At 37.3% G+C, this 16698-nt stretch carries 15 protein-coding genes; 9 read left to right on the forward strand and 6 right to left on the reverse strand.

Features of this window, described 5'->3' with window-relative positions; all coding sequences use genetic code 11:
• The first annotated feature begins 262 nt into the window (after positions 1-262).
• Positions 263-574, forward strand: coding sequence for an ankyrin repeat domain-containing protein (locus ASC84_RS21285; protein WP_056518221.1), 312 nt, complete (start codon positions 263-265; stop codon positions 572-574).
• Positions 575-840: 266 nt separating this feature from the next.
• On the opposite strand, the gene ASC84_RS21290 is transcribed toward ASC84_RS21285, so the two are convergent.
• Genes ASC84_RS21290 through tssH form a run of 6 tightly spaced genes read right to left on the reverse strand, consistent with a single transcriptional unit; the run spans position 841 to position 8392 of the window.
• On the reverse strand, positions 841-1824 hold the full coding sequence (locus ASC84_RS21290) for a M15 family metallopeptidase (protein WP_004723569.1): 984 nt from the start codon (positions 1822-1824) through the stop codon (positions 841-843).
• Positions 1821-2399 carry a hypothetical protein gene (locus ASC84_RS21295; protein ID WP_056518223.1) on the reverse strand — a complete coding sequence of 193 codons (579 nt, stop codon included), beginning with the start codon at positions 2397-2399 and terminating at the stop codon, positions 1821-1823. Before ASC84_RS21295 ends, ASC84_RS21290 begins: the two co-directional genes overlap by 4 nt.
• Before the next feature lie 11 nt (positions 2400-2410).
• Positions 2411-3211, reverse strand: coding sequence for a type IVB secretion system protein IcmH/DotU (gene icmH / locus ASC84_RS21300; protein WP_004723567.1), 801 nt, complete (start codon positions 3209-3211; stop codon positions 2411-2413).
• A gap of 14 nt (positions 3212-3225) precedes the next feature.
• The gene (tssK, locus tag ASC84_RS21305; RefSeq protein ID WP_004823587.1) at positions 3226-4590 is read right to left on the reverse strand and encodes a type VI secretion system baseplate subunit TssK; all 1365 of its coding nucleotides are present in this window, start codon (positions 4588-4590) and stop codon (positions 3226-3228) included.
• 6 nt (positions 4591-4596) lie between these two features.
• Positions 4597-5700: a type VI secretion system protein TssA gene (gene tssA, locus ASC84_RS21310; protein ID WP_004723563.1), complete on the reverse strand. Its 1104-nt coding sequence runs from the start codon at positions 5698-5700 to the stop codon at positions 4597-4599.
• A 19-nt stretch (positions 5701-5719) separates the two neighbouring features.
• Positions 5720-8392 carry a type VI secretion system ATPase TssH gene (tssH, locus tag ASC84_RS21315; protein ID WP_056518224.1) on the reverse strand — a complete coding sequence of 891 codons (2673 nt, stop codon included), beginning with the start codon at positions 8390-8392 and terminating at the stop codon, positions 5720-5722.
• A gap of 365 nt (positions 8393-8757) precedes the next feature.
• Here tssH and ASC84_RS21320 point away from each other — a divergent pair, with 365 nt between their 5' ends.
• The 8 genes from ASC84_RS21320 (at position 8758) to ASC84_RS21355 (ending at position 16676) form a co-directional block, all read left to right on the forward strand.
• Positions 8758-9402: a hypothetical protein gene (locus tag ASC84_RS21320; RefSeq protein ID WP_004723561.1), complete on the forward strand. Its 645-nt coding sequence runs from the start codon at positions 8758-8760 to the stop codon at positions 9400-9402.
• Between the two features lie 29 nt (positions 9403-9431).
• Positions 9432-9941 (forward strand): type VI secretion system contractile sheath small subunit, encoded by a 510-nt coding sequence (tssB, locus tag ASC84_RS21325; protein WP_004723560.1) that lies wholly within the window; start codon positions 9432-9434, stop codon positions 9939-9941.
• Positions 9934-11415 (forward strand): type VI secretion system contractile sheath large subunit, encoded by a 1482-nt coding sequence (gene tssC / locus ASC84_RS21330; protein ID WP_004823591.1) that lies wholly within the window; start codon positions 9934-9936, stop codon positions 11413-11415. Before tssB ends, tssC begins: the two co-directional genes overlap by 8 nt.
• A gap of 46 nt (positions 11416-11461) precedes the next feature.
• The gene (locus ASC84_RS21335) at positions 11462-11965 is read left to right on the forward strand and encodes a type VI secretion system tube protein Hcp (protein WP_004723558.1); all 504 of its coding nucleotides are present in this window, start codon (positions 11462-11464) and stop codon (positions 11963-11965) included.
• A gap of 63 nt (positions 11966-12028) precedes the next feature.
• Positions 12029-12502: a type VI secretion system baseplate subunit TssE gene (gene tssE / locus ASC84_RS21340; protein ID WP_004723556.1), complete on the forward strand. Its 474-nt coding sequence runs from the start codon at positions 12029-12031 to the stop codon at positions 12500-12502.
• A gap of 17 nt (positions 12503-12519) precedes the next feature.
• Positions 12520-14328, forward strand: coding sequence for a type VI secretion system baseplate subunit TssF (tssF, locus tag ASC84_RS21345; protein WP_004823592.1), 1809 nt, complete (start codon positions 12520-12522; stop codon positions 14326-14328).
• Positions 14292-15284 carry a type VI secretion system baseplate subunit TssG gene (gene tssG / locus ASC84_RS21350; RefSeq protein ID WP_056518226.1) on the forward strand — a complete coding sequence of 331 codons (993 nt, stop codon included), beginning with the start codon at positions 14292-14294 and terminating at the stop codon, positions 15282-15284. Before tssF ends, tssG begins: the two co-directional genes overlap by 37 nt.
• Positions 15285-16676 carry a hypothetical protein gene (locus ASC84_RS21355; RefSeq protein ID WP_056518228.1) on the forward strand — a complete coding sequence of 464 codons (1392 nt, stop codon included), beginning with the start codon at positions 15285-15287 and terminating at the stop codon, positions 16674-16676. It abuts the gene before it with no gap.
• Positions 16677-16698: the final 22 nt, after the last annotated feature.

A 16698-nucleotide genomic window follows, 5' to 3' on the forward strand; every position in this document is an offset into this window, starting at 1 on the left:
GAAGTGAAACCTCTTAGCGCTGATGGTAGTGTGGGGTTACCCATGTGAGAGTAAGTCATCGCCAGCTTTTAAATCTAAAACACCCCGGTCTCTAACGAGAGCGGGGTGTTTTTTTATGTGGGGTGTTTGGTATGTTTTATTGTCGAAATGAAAGAGATCTATTTATATTGAGTTAATTGATCACTGACTTCATTGAATAATGAACTGTTGACCTTTAAAATTTTTAGCTAAATAATAATTGAACAAAAATTTGGTATTTCTTATGAAACTTAACTCTTTCTCACCGCTTCCTGATCATGATGAAGAATTACATCTTCCTGAACTGGTGTATGCTGCATCTTTAGGAGAGTTTGAACAGGTCGAACAACTGTTATCACAAGGTATTGACGTTAATCAAACTGATGATGAAGGCTATAGTGCGCTACAAGCTGCGGCGGAAAATGATCATTTAGATATCGTTAAATTATTGATTTCTAAAGGCGCAAACAAAGACTATAAAAGCCAATTTACCGCATTAGAGCTTGCAGAAATGGCTGAAAATCAACAGATTATTGCGTATTTAAATGGTTTATAGATTCTCAAACAATGTGATGTGAATCAGATATTCTATAGATATAAAAAGAAAACCCCATCATCCTGATGGGGTTTTCTTCGTATTGGTGTGTTAGATCTGACTCCTGTCGAATCTCACGTTCCTGATGCACAGACGCTTTATTGTTGTTTTATGTCTGGGAAACTTCCTGTTCCCTATAGCTATAGAATATAAGACTAGGCTTTGATCGTATAGATGACAATCGCTGTGATTGCTGTAAGCATTTTCCTACAAAGACAACATGACAATTAATTTACATCAATATTATTTGCCATAAGCCCTTTGCCTTGTGCTTCAGCAATCAAGCGTTCAGCAGATTCACGGTTTTTACGCAGTCCCGGCATACGGAACTCAGTATGACCATAGTCATGAATGCGTGTCCAACGTCCACCCCATGTTAAACCTACAGATTCAGCAACAACCCCATATAATTGATAGCCTTTCCATGCCCAAGGATCTCGTTCAGAAATGACAACTTTACCATCTCGTTTAAAGGCAACATCGGCAGCTAAACCAAACTGATGATAACTTTGATAGGCTTTGGCTAAAGTCGTGGCTGTATTGCCAGATAAACGAGTTTGACGTTCTGGACTACGATAACCTTCTAAAAGCACCATTTCATAACCATGGCGCTCTTTCATGATTTTAAAGACCATCAGTAAACGCTGCTTATAACTTGGATGCATTTTGTCCCATTTACGGTCAACCATTGCTGTATCGAAGCTGCTACGTTGATCTCCAACTCCTTCATTATCAATAGCTGATGGATTTACACTCGGGAATTGATGATTTGGAACAGGGTTGTCTCTTTCCAATATTTGTGCTTGAACAATCGCAGCATCAATTAAGCTTTCATCCACTGCAGGAGGAGGGGTTAAAACTTCACCATTTAATAGTGCATAAATTTGTGGGTCAGTTTTTCTTAAATATTCTGCTTCAACCTTTGTCGGATCAATTGGTCGTGTAAATGCAAAAACAAGAATGCTGGAAAGTAAAAAGAAACCAGCAATCAAAATCCACCATTGCTGTAAATGCCAATGGGTTTGGGTCTGATTGGCTGAGGCTGCTTGATTCATTTGTTCTGCAAAGTGCTTTGCAGAAGCCAACTTTCTCTTACCTTGCGGTAAAAGTGCTTTAAGGTAGTCTAAGGTTTTATGTCTAATTTCATAAGACATCAGAAAAGTTAGACCAAGCACCAAAAAGATAAAGCAAATGACAACAAACAAAATCATGGTTTGTTTTCTATGACTTTACGGTCTATCGTCATTTTCACTGTACCTTCAGGGGAAGCTTCTTGCGCTTCCTCTTTTTCAGTAGGTTTAGCAGCAGCTTCTGGCTTTGCTTCTACTTTCGCTTTTGGTACTGGTTTTGCGGTTATTGCAGCTTGTGGTCTGGTTGCAGCTGGCGGTGGCACTGCTGGTTTCGCCTCCGGTTTTAGCATTTGTTCAAACGGTGAGGCATTCGGATTTGGGTTTTTCTGAGCAGCAACCTTATTTTCATGTTTAAAAATCTGATTGAAATCTTTTTCATTGATATGCTGCTTATATGCACCAGCATTTTCATCATGATGATTGGTTGCTGCTTCTTCAGCATGCACGTCACGTAGCTCAGGTTCTTGTGTTGCAACCGAATCTGTATTGGTACTGGCACTTTCTGTTGGGTTCATATTGATAAAAACAAAAAAGAAAATAGCAGAAATAACCATCCCAGCAATTAAACCAAGTAGAAAAACAGATGATTTCCCCAATGTTTTTTTAGCGGGTTTACTTTGTAATATACGAATAGATGTTTGTTTTTCTTGTGTCATAATTCAACCTGTCAAGGCAATTGAATAGTGATATGTGCTTGTTCAGCAGGTGCAGAAATCACATTATTAAATTTCGCAATAGAAGCATTTTCCGTCTTATTCAACATGAATTTTAGGCCAGCGAAAGCCAGTACAGCAAATAACAACAGGAAAATTAAAATCCAAACAAAGGGTAATTCTTTATGAATAATATTTTTGATTTGATCTGGTAAAGCCGCAAAAGGAGAAAAAGCAGTCTTTTTGCCTTTCAAATAATCGATTTCATCACCGACTCGTGCCACAAGATGATTTAAACTTTCAATCGATTCAATACGATACTTACCTTGGAAACCAAGCAATAAGCAATAATGAAAAACTTCGAGTGAAGCCAATCTTTCTTTACCACGAGCGCGAATCAGTTCGAGAAACTCAAAGAATCGATAACCTGCAAGTTGTGAACCAAATAAAGTTAATTGAAGTGGACTGATTAACCAATGATTTTGTAGGTTAAAGAATGATGGATCTTGTTGAGTAACAATGGTTTCATCAATTAAGGCACAATATGCATATTTTGCATCATGAATATCTTCAGGAGAAAACTGCAGTTTTTTTGCTTGATGTTCAAAACGATTCAACAAGTCTAAAATTTTGTCTTTAAAGCCGTTTGCATTTTCTGGCACATACTGATTTTTCAATAAGAAAACAATATAAAATCCGTCATGTAGAAGGTCGACTAAATTGGTTGCTTGTGTGATTTTGGATTGTTGAGGTAAAGAACCTCCACCGATTTGTCCATCATCAAACAGTGAGGGGGCAATATTATTCTGGCTCATGACATACTCCTCGCTTAACCATTCATCACTGCAATTAATTCAATACTGATATCTTGGAAACCTGCAGGGACATAAATACAGATGGTTTCAGAATCAAGCATACGTTGATACATTTCATGATGTGGTTCAATTTCAAAATAATTCACACCAGAACGCACTGGGATAGCAGTTGGAATTTGGACTAAATGATGAATTGGGATTGCAGGAAGTGCCGCAACAACACGTTGTTCAACATCGACAGTATTCCCGACTTTGAAACGCAGTGGGACAATTTGAATCAGTTCATGGGTTTGCATCATGCTACTAGAAACAGCAATATAAAGTCTTGATTCTTTAGTGATTTTATCTGTTTCTAAGCTTCCGACCCAATATGATGGGCGAATTTCTTTTAGCGCAATACTGATATAACGACTTGAAATAATCGTATCGAGCAATTCGCGTAAAATTTTATCAAGCTGACTAAAGCTATCTTGCAAGTTATGATGTTGATATTGTGGCAAATGTTCAACTTCATATGCGGTAGAGAATGTCAGCAATGAACCCGTTAAACGCAGAAGTTCAAAAAATAGTTTTTCAGGGTGAATCTGCGGATTTTGTAACAGATGATTCAAGGTCGCATGAGCAGTATTTAGTGCATTGACCAACCAGAATGAAACAATATCACCCGATCTAAATTCAATGAGCTTTTGTTCATTTTCACGGTTATTGGTTTGAATCATTTTAATTTTGGCACGAACAACGTTCAATGTTCGCTTCAAATTTGCCAATAAGGTTTCATTTGACTGAATATGTAAAATTGGTGGAATATATTTTGAATCAATCTCAAAATTCCCTGAACTATGACGTCGAATTTTTCCGATAGCAAGATATAAAAAACCATCTAAATCTTGATTTGGATCTGCTTGAACATCAAAAAGTTTAAATTCAGTTCGGCGTCGAAGAAATGTAATTTCAGCAGGGGATGCATCAGTAAAAAGATCGTGAGTTTCATTCAAATATGAATGGTAGCGAGCAGGTTGTTTATCCTGTTCATCAGAGATGTTCTTTTTATTCGGTTGTAAAATAGGCAATGCTAAGTAGATTAACATTTCCCCACGCAAGTTCAGTTCATCCAATAAAATTGGTTGTGGTAACAGATCTTTGGCCGGCGCTTGGTAAATTTCACCATCCTGCCAAATCATATCGATTTGCTCTAAAGCAAGCACATGTGTGCCCAGTTGTGTTTCGTCAAATCGAAGATTTTTAATTCCATAAGGATAAGGAATCGTTGAACGAATGGTGTGGTTAAGTCGTTGTTCTTGATACGTATCTTGTAATTGGAAGTGTTGTGGTCTTAAAAATAAACCTTCACCCCAAAGAACTTTTTCTGCTTTAAACATAGATGATTACCATTCAGAAGATTCATTATTTTGGTTTACGCCCAATAATTCTTGAATAGAATCAAGGGGATTATCATTTTTAATGACTTGAGTTAACCATTCATGTAAAGGCATTTGGCTCCATTTAATTGTTTTTTGCAGCATATAACTCACAGGACTATGCGGCTCATTGGTTTGAAAGTAATCGGCAATCTCTTGTAAAACCCGCATTGCCTGTTCACGGTTTTGTAAATGGCTTTGTGGTTGAGGTTGAAATGTTTGCGCTTGTGGAATTGGAGCTGAATGCGTTGTTTCTGTTACTGGCATTGTCATTTGAGCTGGGGTATCTTCAACTGCAGCTGTATTGGTGTTGTTTCCAAATGAGTCTGCTTTATAGATTTTTTTCAGGTTCATTTGAATATTTTCAAACTGTGAATCGATACTCGCAAAACTTGGTGCTTCCAGCTCCATCAGTGCATCTAATGTTTGTTTGATAATATTCCAATGCTGCAAAATTTCTTGAAATTGCTGATAATTTTGATACTGAAAAGTCCGTGAGGTGTTGAATAGCGCCTGATTGAATTGATCTAATTCTAAGGACGCTTCTACACTGTCAGAATCTTCGGCTTGCTTACGACGATTATTCTGTAGATGTAAGAATTTTTCGTATTGGGCAAGTGAATAAAACGGTTGAATGTTGATGAGCGGAACATTCTTTACCAAGCTCGGTAATTGGGTGGTAAAACCTTGCAGTAAGCCTAAGCGTTGATCTAAGTCGTCATCTTCAATTTCAGGATGAATCTTTAACCAGAACTGTTCTAAAACACGGTGACTCAGTTCCAGTCCTTTGATTAAGCCTTCAAAGCCATAGAGGTTTGTCCAAGCTTCTGTAAGCCAGGTTAATAAACGAATATCTTTGGTTTTTTGCGTGAGTAATTGGATTGATTTTTCTGCAACAAATGACCAGTCGGCTTGCTTTGGCTCAGAAATCCAATCACCTTGGTCTAATAAAGGATCATCATGGGTACGTGCTTTTTTGATTTCGTGAAACTCATTGGAAAAAGATAAATCTTCTCCACACGGATGAGCATCAGAAATAGGCTCTAATAAGACGTCTAAATTTATATCCATTTTCTATACTCGTATATATTTAAGCTTCCACAACTTTTGACTTTTTGCTCGACTTTTTCTTTGCTGGCTTCGCTTGTGGATCTAATAGGTAAATGATTTCATCATCTTTAGTATCAATATGAATGACTTTTGGTATTTTTTGTTCAGCCAAAGCCACCAATATTTCAGTGGCCAAAGCAGGTAACACTGAGGCATTTAAAATGTTATCAACATTACGTGCGCCACTATCAACTTCAGTACAACGACTTAGAATTAATTCGATTAAATCATCGCTATATGTCACTTTGGTTTCATACTGCTTTTCGAGTCGTGCTGTAATTTTTCCTAGTTTATGCTCAATAATTCTGACTAATAGATCATCATGTAATGGGAAGTAAGGGACAATTCGCATACGGCCTAAGAATGCTGGCTTAAATTGTTTGTATAAGCTTGGTTTGAGTTGTTCAGTCAGCTCTTCAGCACTTGGCCATTCTTCGACAGGTTGATTTAAGCATGCCTGCATGATGGCATTTGAGCCCGTGTTTGACGTCAGTAATATCGTGGTGTTTTTAAAATCAATCACACGACCTTCACCATCTTCGAGCGTACCTTTGTCAAAAACTTGGTAGAACAGTTCTTGGACATCGCTGTGTGCTTTTTCAATCTCGTCTAATAACACAACGCTATACGGATTACGTCGAACGGCTTCAGTCAAAACACCGCCTTGACCATACCCGACATATCCTGGAGGCGCACCTTTAAGCGAAGAAACCGTATGCGCCTCTTGGTATTCAGACATATTGATGGTGATTAAATGTGACTCACCACCATAAAGTTCATTGGCAAGTGCTAAGGCAGTTTCTGTTTTACCCACACCACTTGGACCGACAAGCATGAAAACACCCTGTGGTTTATTTGGGTCTTCTAAACGTGCTTTTGATGTTTTAATCCCTTGAACCAACTGATGTAGGGCATAATCTTGTCCCATCACACGTTTTTCAAGTTTTTCTTCCAGACTGAGAATTTGCTTAATTTCATCATTGACCATTTTACCAACAGGAATACCCGTCCAGTCTGAAATAATTTCATTAATAATTTGGGCATTTACACGTTCAAAGACCAATGGTTGCTGACCTTGTAGCTCAGAGAGCTGCGTACGTGTACTGAGAATCTCATCTTTGTTGGAATCAGCCTGTTCAGCAGTTTCTAATGCTTGGATTTTTTGAATCAGTGCCAATTCAGCTTGCCATTGTTGTTCTGTTTGCTGAATTTCTTGATCAAGCAATTCCAATGATGATGTTAATTGAGCTAAACGTTCTTCATGAATTGGCTGGTGACGGTGTTCATTTTCAATAATATTGAATTCAAGATTTAAATTATGTTGTTGTGCTTTAAGTTGATCGAGTTTGACCGGTTGAGCATTTTGGGTTAGCGCAACACGAGCCGCAGCGGTGTCAAGCACACTAATGGCTTTATCTGGGAGTTGGCGGCCACTAATATAACGATGTGAAGAATGAACAGCGGTGATAATCGCTTCATCATCAATGCGTAAATTAAAGTGATTGGCCATCACTGGAATCATGGCACGTAGCATATCGATCGCGACTTCTTCAGTCGGTTCTTCTACTTTGACCACTTGGAAACGACGACTTAAAGCAGCATCTTTTTCAAAATATTGTTTGTATTCAGCCCAAGTTGTTGCTGCAATTGTGCGTAATTCACCGCGTGCAAGTGCAGGTTTTAATAAGTTCGCAGCATCATTTTGCCCAGCTTGGCCGCCCGCACCAATCATGGTGTGAGCTTCATCAATAAACAAAATAATTGGATGAGAAGACTGTTGTACTTCTTGGATCACTTGTTTTAAGCGGTTTTCAAACTCACCTTTAACACTTGCACCCGCTTGTAACAGGCCCATATCCAAAGAGTGTAATTGGACATTTTTTAACGCATCGGGCACTTGGTTCTGTGAAATTTTTAATGCCAGACCTTCTACAACAGCCGTTTTTCCCACACCAGGTTCACCCGTTAAAATAGGGTTGTTTTGACGACGACGCATTAAGATATCAAGCATTAAGCGGATTTCATATTCACGACCAATGACTGGATCAATCCCACCTTTTTGGGCTTTTTCAGTCAAATTAATGGTGAACTGATCTAATGCAGGTGTCTTTTTGCTCGAAGCGGAATTGTCTGTTGGCTGATTCTTAAGTTCAGCTTCTTGTTCTTGAGAATTTGTTGGAATATTTTCGGCGCTGTTTACACAAATTTCCAAAAATTTATGCTTCATCGTATCGATTGGAAACAGATCAAATAAGCTCGATGCTCGAATAGCAATTTGGTAAAGATCAGATGCTGTTAAAAGTGCAATCAATAAATGACCGCTTCGGATCACTGGGTCTGGTTCAGCCGAAGCAAGTAACCAGGCTTGCTCAAGAAGTCTAACAATTGATTTGGAAAAAATAGGTGTACGGGTATTTCCTTTAGGAAGTTGAGAAATACACTCTAATAAATCCGTTAAAAGTGCATCTTTTGAAATTTTGTATTTATTAAGTAGAAGTTCAAGATCATTGGATTGTTGTTCTAATAATTTGACAAAAAAATGTTCGATTTCGATTTCAAAATTTTGATGGTTTACACATAAGTTGGCGGATTGTTCTAAAGATGTACGTGAAGATGCTGATAACTTTTTAATCAAAACTTTTAGATCTGTCATTTTCTGTCTCTCTCAAAAAACTTTATTTCTAGGCAATTAAATTCTAAATTTTCTAGCCTATAAATTTGGCATTAAAATTAGTATATTGAAATCAAATATTTAATAATTTTTTAAAAATCACTGGAAATATTTTACATAAAAAAAAACTTTTGTGAAGACAGGATATTATGTATATTATACAACCAATTAAAAAAGTCATTTTTATCAAACGGTTAAAATATTGATACGAAATTTAACTTGACGAGGGCGCGTTTTTTTAGTCTTATTTTTAAGTCTTTAACGAAATTGCTTAATTATACATATTTATAAAACATCAAAAGTAAATCTATTGAATAACTGAATCAAGTAAATATTGAGGTTGGATTTTGAAGAATTTTATTCCATATATTTTAGTTCTTGGCGCATCATTGGCGACTACATTTGTCTACGCGGATGATGAAATCAAACTAAAAAGATCCTGTATAAAAGATTACCCAATGGTCGAGGGAGAAACCAATCCTGAGTTGTTGGCGGTCTATTCACAATTGTGTGATAAGAAGAATAAAGACAATAAAAACAAACTGTTGGTTTCAGCGGCAGAGAAGTTTCAGCAAATTGGAAAAAATGATAAAGCCATCCAAATTGTCAATTATTTAGAAACGCAAAACATCCAAAGCAATGAATTAACGGATGTCAAATTCCTTGCAGGAATTGGCTTAGCTTCTGACGCATTGAATAAAATGCGCACACGTGAAATGAGATATTTGACTGAGGATAAAACCTATCCTGTTGCGAAAAGTTTTACTGACGCAGTTAGACAAGCAATGCCAGCAGCAGTTTTGGTTGAAAAAAATCAGGAAAGTGCCCCAGTTGTAGAGCGTGCTCGTCCTCAGAAGGTAAGTCGCCCTCAGAAGAACCGTGCTACACCAACACGCTCAACGCCTGCTGCAAAACCAGCTACAAAGCCTACTGCGACGCCAGCGAAACCGAAGTCTACGTCATCAGCACCAAGACCGAACTTCCCAACATAATTTATTGCCCAAATTAATGGATAACAAAAATGTCAAAACGTGAAAGTGTACAGAAGAAATTACAGCGAATCCGACCACCACGTGTTCAACTGACTTATGATGTTGAAGTCGGTGATGGTAAAGAAATAAAAGAGTTACCTTTTGTTGTAGGTGTTTTAGGTGACTTTTCTGCTGCTTCTGAGTTAGAAAAAACTAAATTAAAAGATAAAAAATTCATTAATGTCGACTTAGAAAACATTGATGAAGTGATGGAGTCGTTGTCTCCACGTGCCGCATATCAAGTTGAAAATACGCTGACTGAAGAGGGTGGGCGTATGTCGGTCGACCTAACCTTTAAATCGATGGAAGATTTCAGACCAGAACAAGTGGTACAACAAGTAGAACCATTGAGAAAATTAGTTGAAGCTCGTGAACGCTTAACGGATTTGAGAAATAAGATTTCAAATAGTGAGCGTTTGGAAGATTTACTTGATGAAGTCTTACAAAATACTGATCAGATTCGTAAATTAAGCGCTGAGGCGGGTCCTGAAAATGAGTAATTTACAAACCAATACTGTGCAAGATGCAGCCGTAGAAGAAGTAAGTTTACTTGATTCTATCGTGGAGCGTAGCCGAATTGCACGTAATGACGAAGAGCATGACCGTGCGAAAAGCTTGATTGGTGAATTAGCCAAAGAAGTGATGGCAGGAACAATCACTGTTTCAGAAAATATGTCTTTATCGATTGATAAGCGTATAGCTGAAATAGATGCGTTGATTTCAAAGCAGCTCAGTAAAATCATGCACAATGAGCAGTTTCAGAAAATTGAATCGACTTGGCGTGGTTTGTATTACTTCTGTCAGGAGTCACCTTCAAATCCATTGATCAAAATTCGTATGTTAAACACAACGAAAAAAGAATTGGTCAAAGATTTCCAAGGTGCGACAGATTTCGATCAAAGTACTTTGTTTAAAAAAGTTTATGAAGAAGAATACGGTTCATTCGGTGGTGCACCTTATGCAACATTGATCGGTGACTTTGAGTTTGACCGTACTCCTTCAGACATGTATCTGTTAGAACAGATTTCACATGTTGCAGCAGCGGCACATGCTCCGTTTATTTCGGCAGCAAGCAGTAATATGTTAGGCCTTGAATCATTTACAGATATTGATCGTCCTCGTGACGTTTCAAAAGTATTTGAAACAGCAGAATATGTACAGTGGCGTTCTTTCCGTGAAAGCGATGACGCTCGTTATGTTGCGTTGACAATGCCACGCGTTTTAGGCCGTTTGCCTTATGATCCAAAAGAAGGTTGGGCGACTGAAGGCTTTAACTTTGTGGAAGAAGTTTCAGGGCAAAACCATGATGAATATTTGTGGATGAATGCAGCTTATGCGTTTGGTACTCGTTTGACCAATGCATTTGACCTCCATGGTTGGTGTGCTGCGATTCGCGGTGTTGAAGGTGGTGGTATGGTCGAAGGCTTACCAGTACATACTTTTAAAACCAATGATGGTGAAGTTGTATTTAAGTGTCCAACTGAAATTGCGATCACTGACCGTCGTGAGAAAGAGTTGAGTGACTTAGGTTTTATTCCACTTGTTCATTGTAAAAATACAGATTACGCAGCATTTTTTGGTGCACAGTCTACGCAAAAACCGAAGAAGTATGACAGTGATACCGCAAATGCGAACTCATCATTATCTAGCCAGATCCAATACATCATGGCAGTTTCTCGAATTGCACATTATTTAAAAGCGATGATGCGAGATAAAGTCGGAAGCTTTGCTTCAGCGGGTAATGTAGAAGCATTTTTAAATGAATGGCTATCACAATACGTATTGCTTGATGATGGTGCTTCACAAGAAGCTAAAGCGCAGTATCCATTGCGTGAAGCTTCTGTAAAAGTTGTAGAGAATCCTGCAGAGCCAGGGCACTACAAGTCTGTGGTCTTCTTAAGACCGCATTTCCAGCTAGATGAGTTGTCGGTTTCTTTGCGACTTGTCACTGAGTTACCTCAGTCCTCGAATTAAAATAGAGCGTGGCTAAATAATAACTTTAAAAAATAAGGGTAATCCAATGAAAGATATATACGTTCAATTCCAAGGTAAGTACAAGGTTGATGGCGAGTCGCGTGATTCTGAGCACAAAAATTGGCTAGAAGTTAATTCTTGGTCTCATAATATTCGTCAGCCGAAATCTGCGACTTCTTCAAGCGTTGGTGGTCATACTGCTGAACGTGTAGAACACTCAGATATGCTTTTTGTTAAAGATTTGGATGCAACTAGTCCAAAACTTTGGGAAGCTTGTTCTGCGGGTTATACATTTGATGAAGTTCAAATTGACTTCTACCGTGCAAATGGTGACAAACGTATTAAGTACCTTCAAATCAAACTTAAGCATGTACTTGTTTCAAGTGTAACGCCTACGGTAAATGAAGAAGGTGTTCCAACTGAAGCATTTGGTCTTAAATATGCTGCGGTTGAGTGGACTTATAATCAACAAGATATTAACGGTTCTGCTAAAGGTGCCGTTACTAAGAAATGGTCTCTTTCTAACAATACAGCATCTTACGCTGCTTAATTGTTTGTTGGAACAGATAGGGACTCGGGTCCCTATCTGTTTCATATTATTAGAATATACATTATGAATTTAGATCAACTATACCCATATGGATTTCGATCTACACTATTTGATCGTTTAATTGTTGAAGATGATTATATTAAAGGGCTTTCGATTCATGAGTTAAGAGAGTCTGTTGCTCATGATTTAGAAGATTTATTAAATACACGAATTGCCAAGCTAGATTTGGAAATCGATGATTTTCCTTTAGTGAAAAAGTCTATTGTACAATTTGGCATTATTGATTTTGTTGGGCTCTCAACAGCGAATCCAACCGATCGAGATACCATCTGCCAGTCTATAGAACAATCGATTGCTGCACATGAACCACGCTTAAAACAAATTAAAGTAGAAATGCAGTTAGATGACCAAAATGTTGGTTCGTTATGCCTAAGCATTCAAGCTTATTTAAATATCCACCCACTTTATGAACCTGTAATTTTTGATGCCTTACTTAAGCCAACAACACAGCAATATGTGATTTCTGCCAGATCTTAAAATAAAGTAGGTATGTCGTGATAGAAGAACTTTTACCGTATTATGAAAAGCAATTACAAGAATTTGGACAGCAGTCGCGTGCCTTTGCAGATAAATACCCAAAAATTGCACAACGATTATCTTTAAATCAAGAACAAATTGATGATCCACATATTGAGCGCCTGATACAGGCATTTTCTTTAATTGCCGCACGTATTGATAAAAAGTTAGCTGATAGTTACGACATCTTTACACGTTCTTTATTTGAGGTGATGTTTCCTCAATATTTACGCCATTTTCCGGCGTGTTCAGTTGTGAGTTTTGAAGACTTAAACAAGCAAAAACAATTGACAGATGTTCATATTATTCCCAAAGGGACCACTTTAAAATCGAGAAGTTTCAAAGGTGTCCAATGTGAGTTTAATACCAGTGCTGAAGTTAAATTACTGCCGATCCAACTGGAAAGTCTGAGTTTCCAAACCAATCCTAGTGCACATATTCATTTAAACCAAAATGCGACATTAAATTTAAAATTTGAGTTATTAAACCCTGCTAAAAATTGGTTGAAAAATGAAAAGCTACCCATTTATTTGGATGCGATTTCAAACTTTCCTTTGCAAGTTCTAGATCATATCTTTCATAAAGAGACCAGTTTTAGTCTTCGTATCAATCATAAAGTTGTGGCGATAAAAAATCCGTTTGAAGTGATGGGTTTTGATGAAAATGAAAGTTTATTGCCGGTTGATCAACATACCCATCATGCTTACCGATTATTAATCGAATATTTCTGCTTTCCTGAAAAGTTTAGTTATTTAAATTTGAATTTAGATTTTTTAAAATTATTAAAAGAAGAAAATCTAAGTTTTGAAGTGCAGATCCATTTAAAACTGAATTTAAATGACCAAGCCATTATTCGCAATTATTCAGAATTGAATGTGGCAAATTTTAAGTTATTTACCAGCCCTGTTGTCAATTTGTTTGAGAAACAAGCTGAGCCACAAAAAATCAATCATAAAAACTTAGAATATCCTTTGATGACGGATGCACATCATCCAGAGTTCTACCAAGTGTATTCAATCGTTGAAATGAATTTGATCCGTGAAAAAAGCAACCAAGATCAAGTGGTTTATCCAATTTTACCTTTCTTTGCCATGAGTCATTATCACGGTGACGATATTCAGTTTTTTTATGCGTTAAATCCAACCGTTTTACAAAATCAATATGTCGAAACGGGCTATTCGATTATTTCTAAACAATTAGAACCGCACAGTATTAAGTCTGATTTTGTCAGTTGTAAATTGTTATGTTCCAATCGTGAATTACCGCACGAAGCTTTGGGTCAGTCAAATAATGTCTTGAATTTGAATGATAGTACCGTTGCTCGTCGTGCATTGGTGTTAAAAAGACCTACTGCACCGTTCCAATTTGAAAAAAATAAGAATGAACAATGGCGTATTATTTCGCATCTTTCATTAAATACTTTAGCGTTAATGAAGGGTGATGCTGTCAGCCATATTAAAGAATTATTAGAGCTTTATAACCTACCAAAATCTAAAGAAAATCATTTAATTATTGATGCAATTAAAAAAATTGAGTTTGAAATCACCAATAAACTGGTTGAAGCCAAACCCTTTCCAATGTTTGTACGTGGGGTGAAGGTTTTAATGGATGTAGATGTCCAAGTCTTTAGAGGGCATAGCTTATATATTTTCAGCGAATTGATCAGTCATATCTTTAATTTAAAAGTACAGATGAACAGTTTTGTTGACGTTTTTGTTCGAGATTTAAATACAAAACAGGAGTTATACCAATGCGTACAGAACGTTGGTGGCAAGAAGCTTCTGTAATTGATGAGCTTTTTAAAACCCCTACAGCTTTTGAATTTATCCAAACCACACGATTATTTAGACATGCGCCCAATACCGCTGTTTTAAAGAATTGGTCTGACGATTTTCTTTTTGAAAGTTCATTAAATTTGAACTTCCCAAAACATGAAATTGAATTACTTGAACAACAAGACGAAAAAATCCATCTTACTAATTTGATTGTCGGTTTAACCGGTATGCAAGGCGCAATGCCGTATACCTATACCAATAAAGTGAAACAAGCACCGCGTAAACAGCGTGTTGAAGTTCAAAAATTTTTAGGCTTATTTAATCATAAGCTTACAGCTCAATTTGTTGAAGCAAGTTTAAGTTATAACCTGCCTGTACGTTATGAAGTTGAAAAAGAAAATAATTACTTAGAAATCCTGCATGCTTTAAATGGTTATATTCGGACACAACATCAACAGAGTGATCTAGATGACTATTTTGCTGAGTTTTCTGGGCTGATGCAGGGGCAAAACAACACAGCCCATGCACTAAAGACAATGCTGACCTGTGTGTTCAATCAACACGTTGAAGTCAAAGAATATATTACCGAAAAGTTTAAACTCGGTGATGAGCAGAAAACTACATTGGGAGGCAAGCAGCCCTTTTTGTTAGGTGTAAATACTTTTTGTGGAGAAACGATTCGACAAATTGATGGAAAAATTGAGATTCAAATTGGACCATTGAGCCATGCACAGTATTTAGAATTTTTACCCAAGAAAAAATTGAGTAAGAAGTTAAAGAAAATTCTGCAAAGTTGGTGTAGTCCCACCTTACTTGTCGATCTACGTCTAGTCTTGGCAAAAGAGGAAGTCCTGCCTTTACAACTGAGCTCAACAACACAAATCGGTTTGGCACAAGGTGCTTTTGTGATGCCAAAAACTCAAAGTGACAATGATGAAACGTGTTATGCACTGATTGGAGTGTCATAAGTGATCAAAATAATTTTAGGAACTTTAGTCAGCACAATATTACTGGTTTCGGTAATCGTGGTGTTTTATTGGCGTGATATCAAATATGACCCAAATGGGCAAGATTTTCTGATTTTCTTTGGGGTGATTCCAGCGGCGATTACTTTGTTAATTCTAAGCCCAATGTTGATCAAAAAGATTTATCAAAGCCGCCAAGAGAAGAAAGAACAACAAAGAATTGAGGCAGAACAACGTTCAGAACAACAACAAACCACTGAAGCTAAAGTTGAAGAAAAAATTGAATGGGTAGACTTGAAAGTTTATTCAGCGACAAGTTTAAGTGCCTTAGGCGAAAATGAAGCACAGCTTGATCAGCTTCAAGATGTGGCAAGTCCTGAACTTGATTCGCAATTGGTCAATGGTTATGGCTTACCGATTCTTTCATTCCGTGTTCAAGAGATTGAAGAACCGTTAGAGGATGAGGCATCTAGTCTTTCCAGTCGTCAAAAGCGTATAAGTGCATTGATTCAGCAGCAATTAGAACAGAATACTGAAACTTTATATCAAATTGCAGAGCACCTAAAAAACTCGGCACTCTTTTATGATGCGAAACTTGCACATGAATATCGTATGCATCCTGCTTGGATTGACCCTCATCGTGACTATGAGGATGAGCCGATAGAACAACAGGTTGCAGAAGCAGTACCTCGACTTAATCGATTGAATATTCATATTATTTTGCCAGAAAATTTATTCCATAGCTGGGATGAAAGTTCAGCTTCAGAATTGGTTCATCATTATCTTACTGAACTGGGCATTCTCGATCAGCAATTTGGCACTGAATATCATTATTGGGGTGAAACAACTGCGTATAAAGACTGGATTAAGTTGCTGAAAAGAACCCAACTTTTGGATTCTGAGGCATCACTGTTTATTGCAGTAGATTCAGAAATTGATCAAGAAACCATAGATGATCGGACGTGGATGACTGAAAAATATATTCCATCTGAGTATATCAGTACCTGTTGTATGACAAATACTCAGGTCGAATTGCAAAATTTACAAGCAATAAAGTATATTCGAATTGCTTTAAATTCTGATCAGGCATCTAAAACATTAAAAGAGTTGAATTTAGACCAAGCAGAACAGTTTGATCAAGAACAGCGCTTTGTCTTGGTCTTAGACGACCCAGCAGAGATCAAGCTGTTAAAGAAACTTGAACAAAACTTTGCCGAAACAGCGATTGAAGCGCATCATTATCTTTACAGTAAAAATAGCCTAGGCCATACCCAACCCTTAGCCAAAGTTTTTGGTTTTATGTTGAGTTTGCACTTTAAAGATGAGTTGTACGGTTATGTTTATAGTGCTGAACATCAGCAAACCCAAGTGCTTGTTGGGACTGAGTTTGCATAGAACTTACAGATAAATTTAGAAA

The sequence above is a fragment of the Acinetobacter sp. Root1280 genome (assembly GCF_001425285.1).
GTDB lineage: Bacteria > Pseudomonadota > Gammaproteobacteria > Pseudomonadales > Moraxellaceae > Acinetobacter > Acinetobacter guillouiae.

What these genes read in the sequence shown, in the direction of transcription:
- tssK (WP_004823587.1), bottom strand. Translation starts at nt 4,590, where the DNA reads ATGTTTAAAGCAGAAAAAGTTCTTTGGGGTGAAGGTTTATTTTTAAGA.
- tssH (WP_056518224.1), bottom strand. Translation starts at nt 8,392, where the DNA reads ATGACAGATCTAAAAGTTTTGATTAAAAAGTTATCAGCATCTTCACGT.
- ASC84_RS21290 (WP_004723569.1), bottom strand. Translation starts at nt 1,824, where the DNA reads ATGATTTTGTTTGTTGTCATTTGCTTTATCTTTTTGGTGCTTGGTCTA.
- ASC84_RS21285 (WP_056518221.1), top strand. Translation starts at nt 263, where the DNA reads ATGAAACTTAACTCTTTCTCACCGCTTCCTGATCATGATGAAGAATTA.
- tssE (WP_004723556.1), top strand. Translation starts at nt 12,029, where the DNA reads ATGAATTTAGATCAACTATACCCATATGGATTTCGATCTACACTATTT.
- tssG (WP_056518226.1), top strand. Translation starts at nt 14,292, where the DNA reads ATGCGTACAGAACGTTGGTGGCAAGAAGCTTCTGTAATTGATGAGCTT.
- ASC84_RS21295 (WP_056518223.1), bottom strand. Translation starts at nt 2,399, where the DNA reads ATGACACAAGAAAAACAAACATCTATTCGTATATTACAAAGTAAACCC.
- ASC84_RS21335 (WP_004723558.1), top strand. Translation starts at nt 11,462, where the DNA reads ATGAAAGATATATACGTTCAATTCCAAGGTAAGTACAAGGTTGATGGC.
- tssC (WP_004823591.1), top strand. Translation starts at nt 9,934, where the DNA reads ATGAGTAATTTACAAACCAATACTGTGCAAGATGCAGCCGTAGAAGAA.
- tssA (WP_004723563.1), bottom strand. Translation starts at nt 5,700, where the DNA reads ATGGATATAAATTTAGACGTCTTATTAGAGCCTATTTCTGATGCTCAT.
- tssB (WP_004723560.1), top strand. Translation starts at nt 9,432, where the DNA reads ATGTCAAAACGTGAAAGTGTACAGAAGAAATTACAGCGAATCCGACCA.
- icmH (WP_004723567.1), bottom strand. Translation starts at nt 3,211, where the DNA reads ATGAGCCAGAATAATATTGCCCCCTCACTGTTTGATGATGGACAAATC.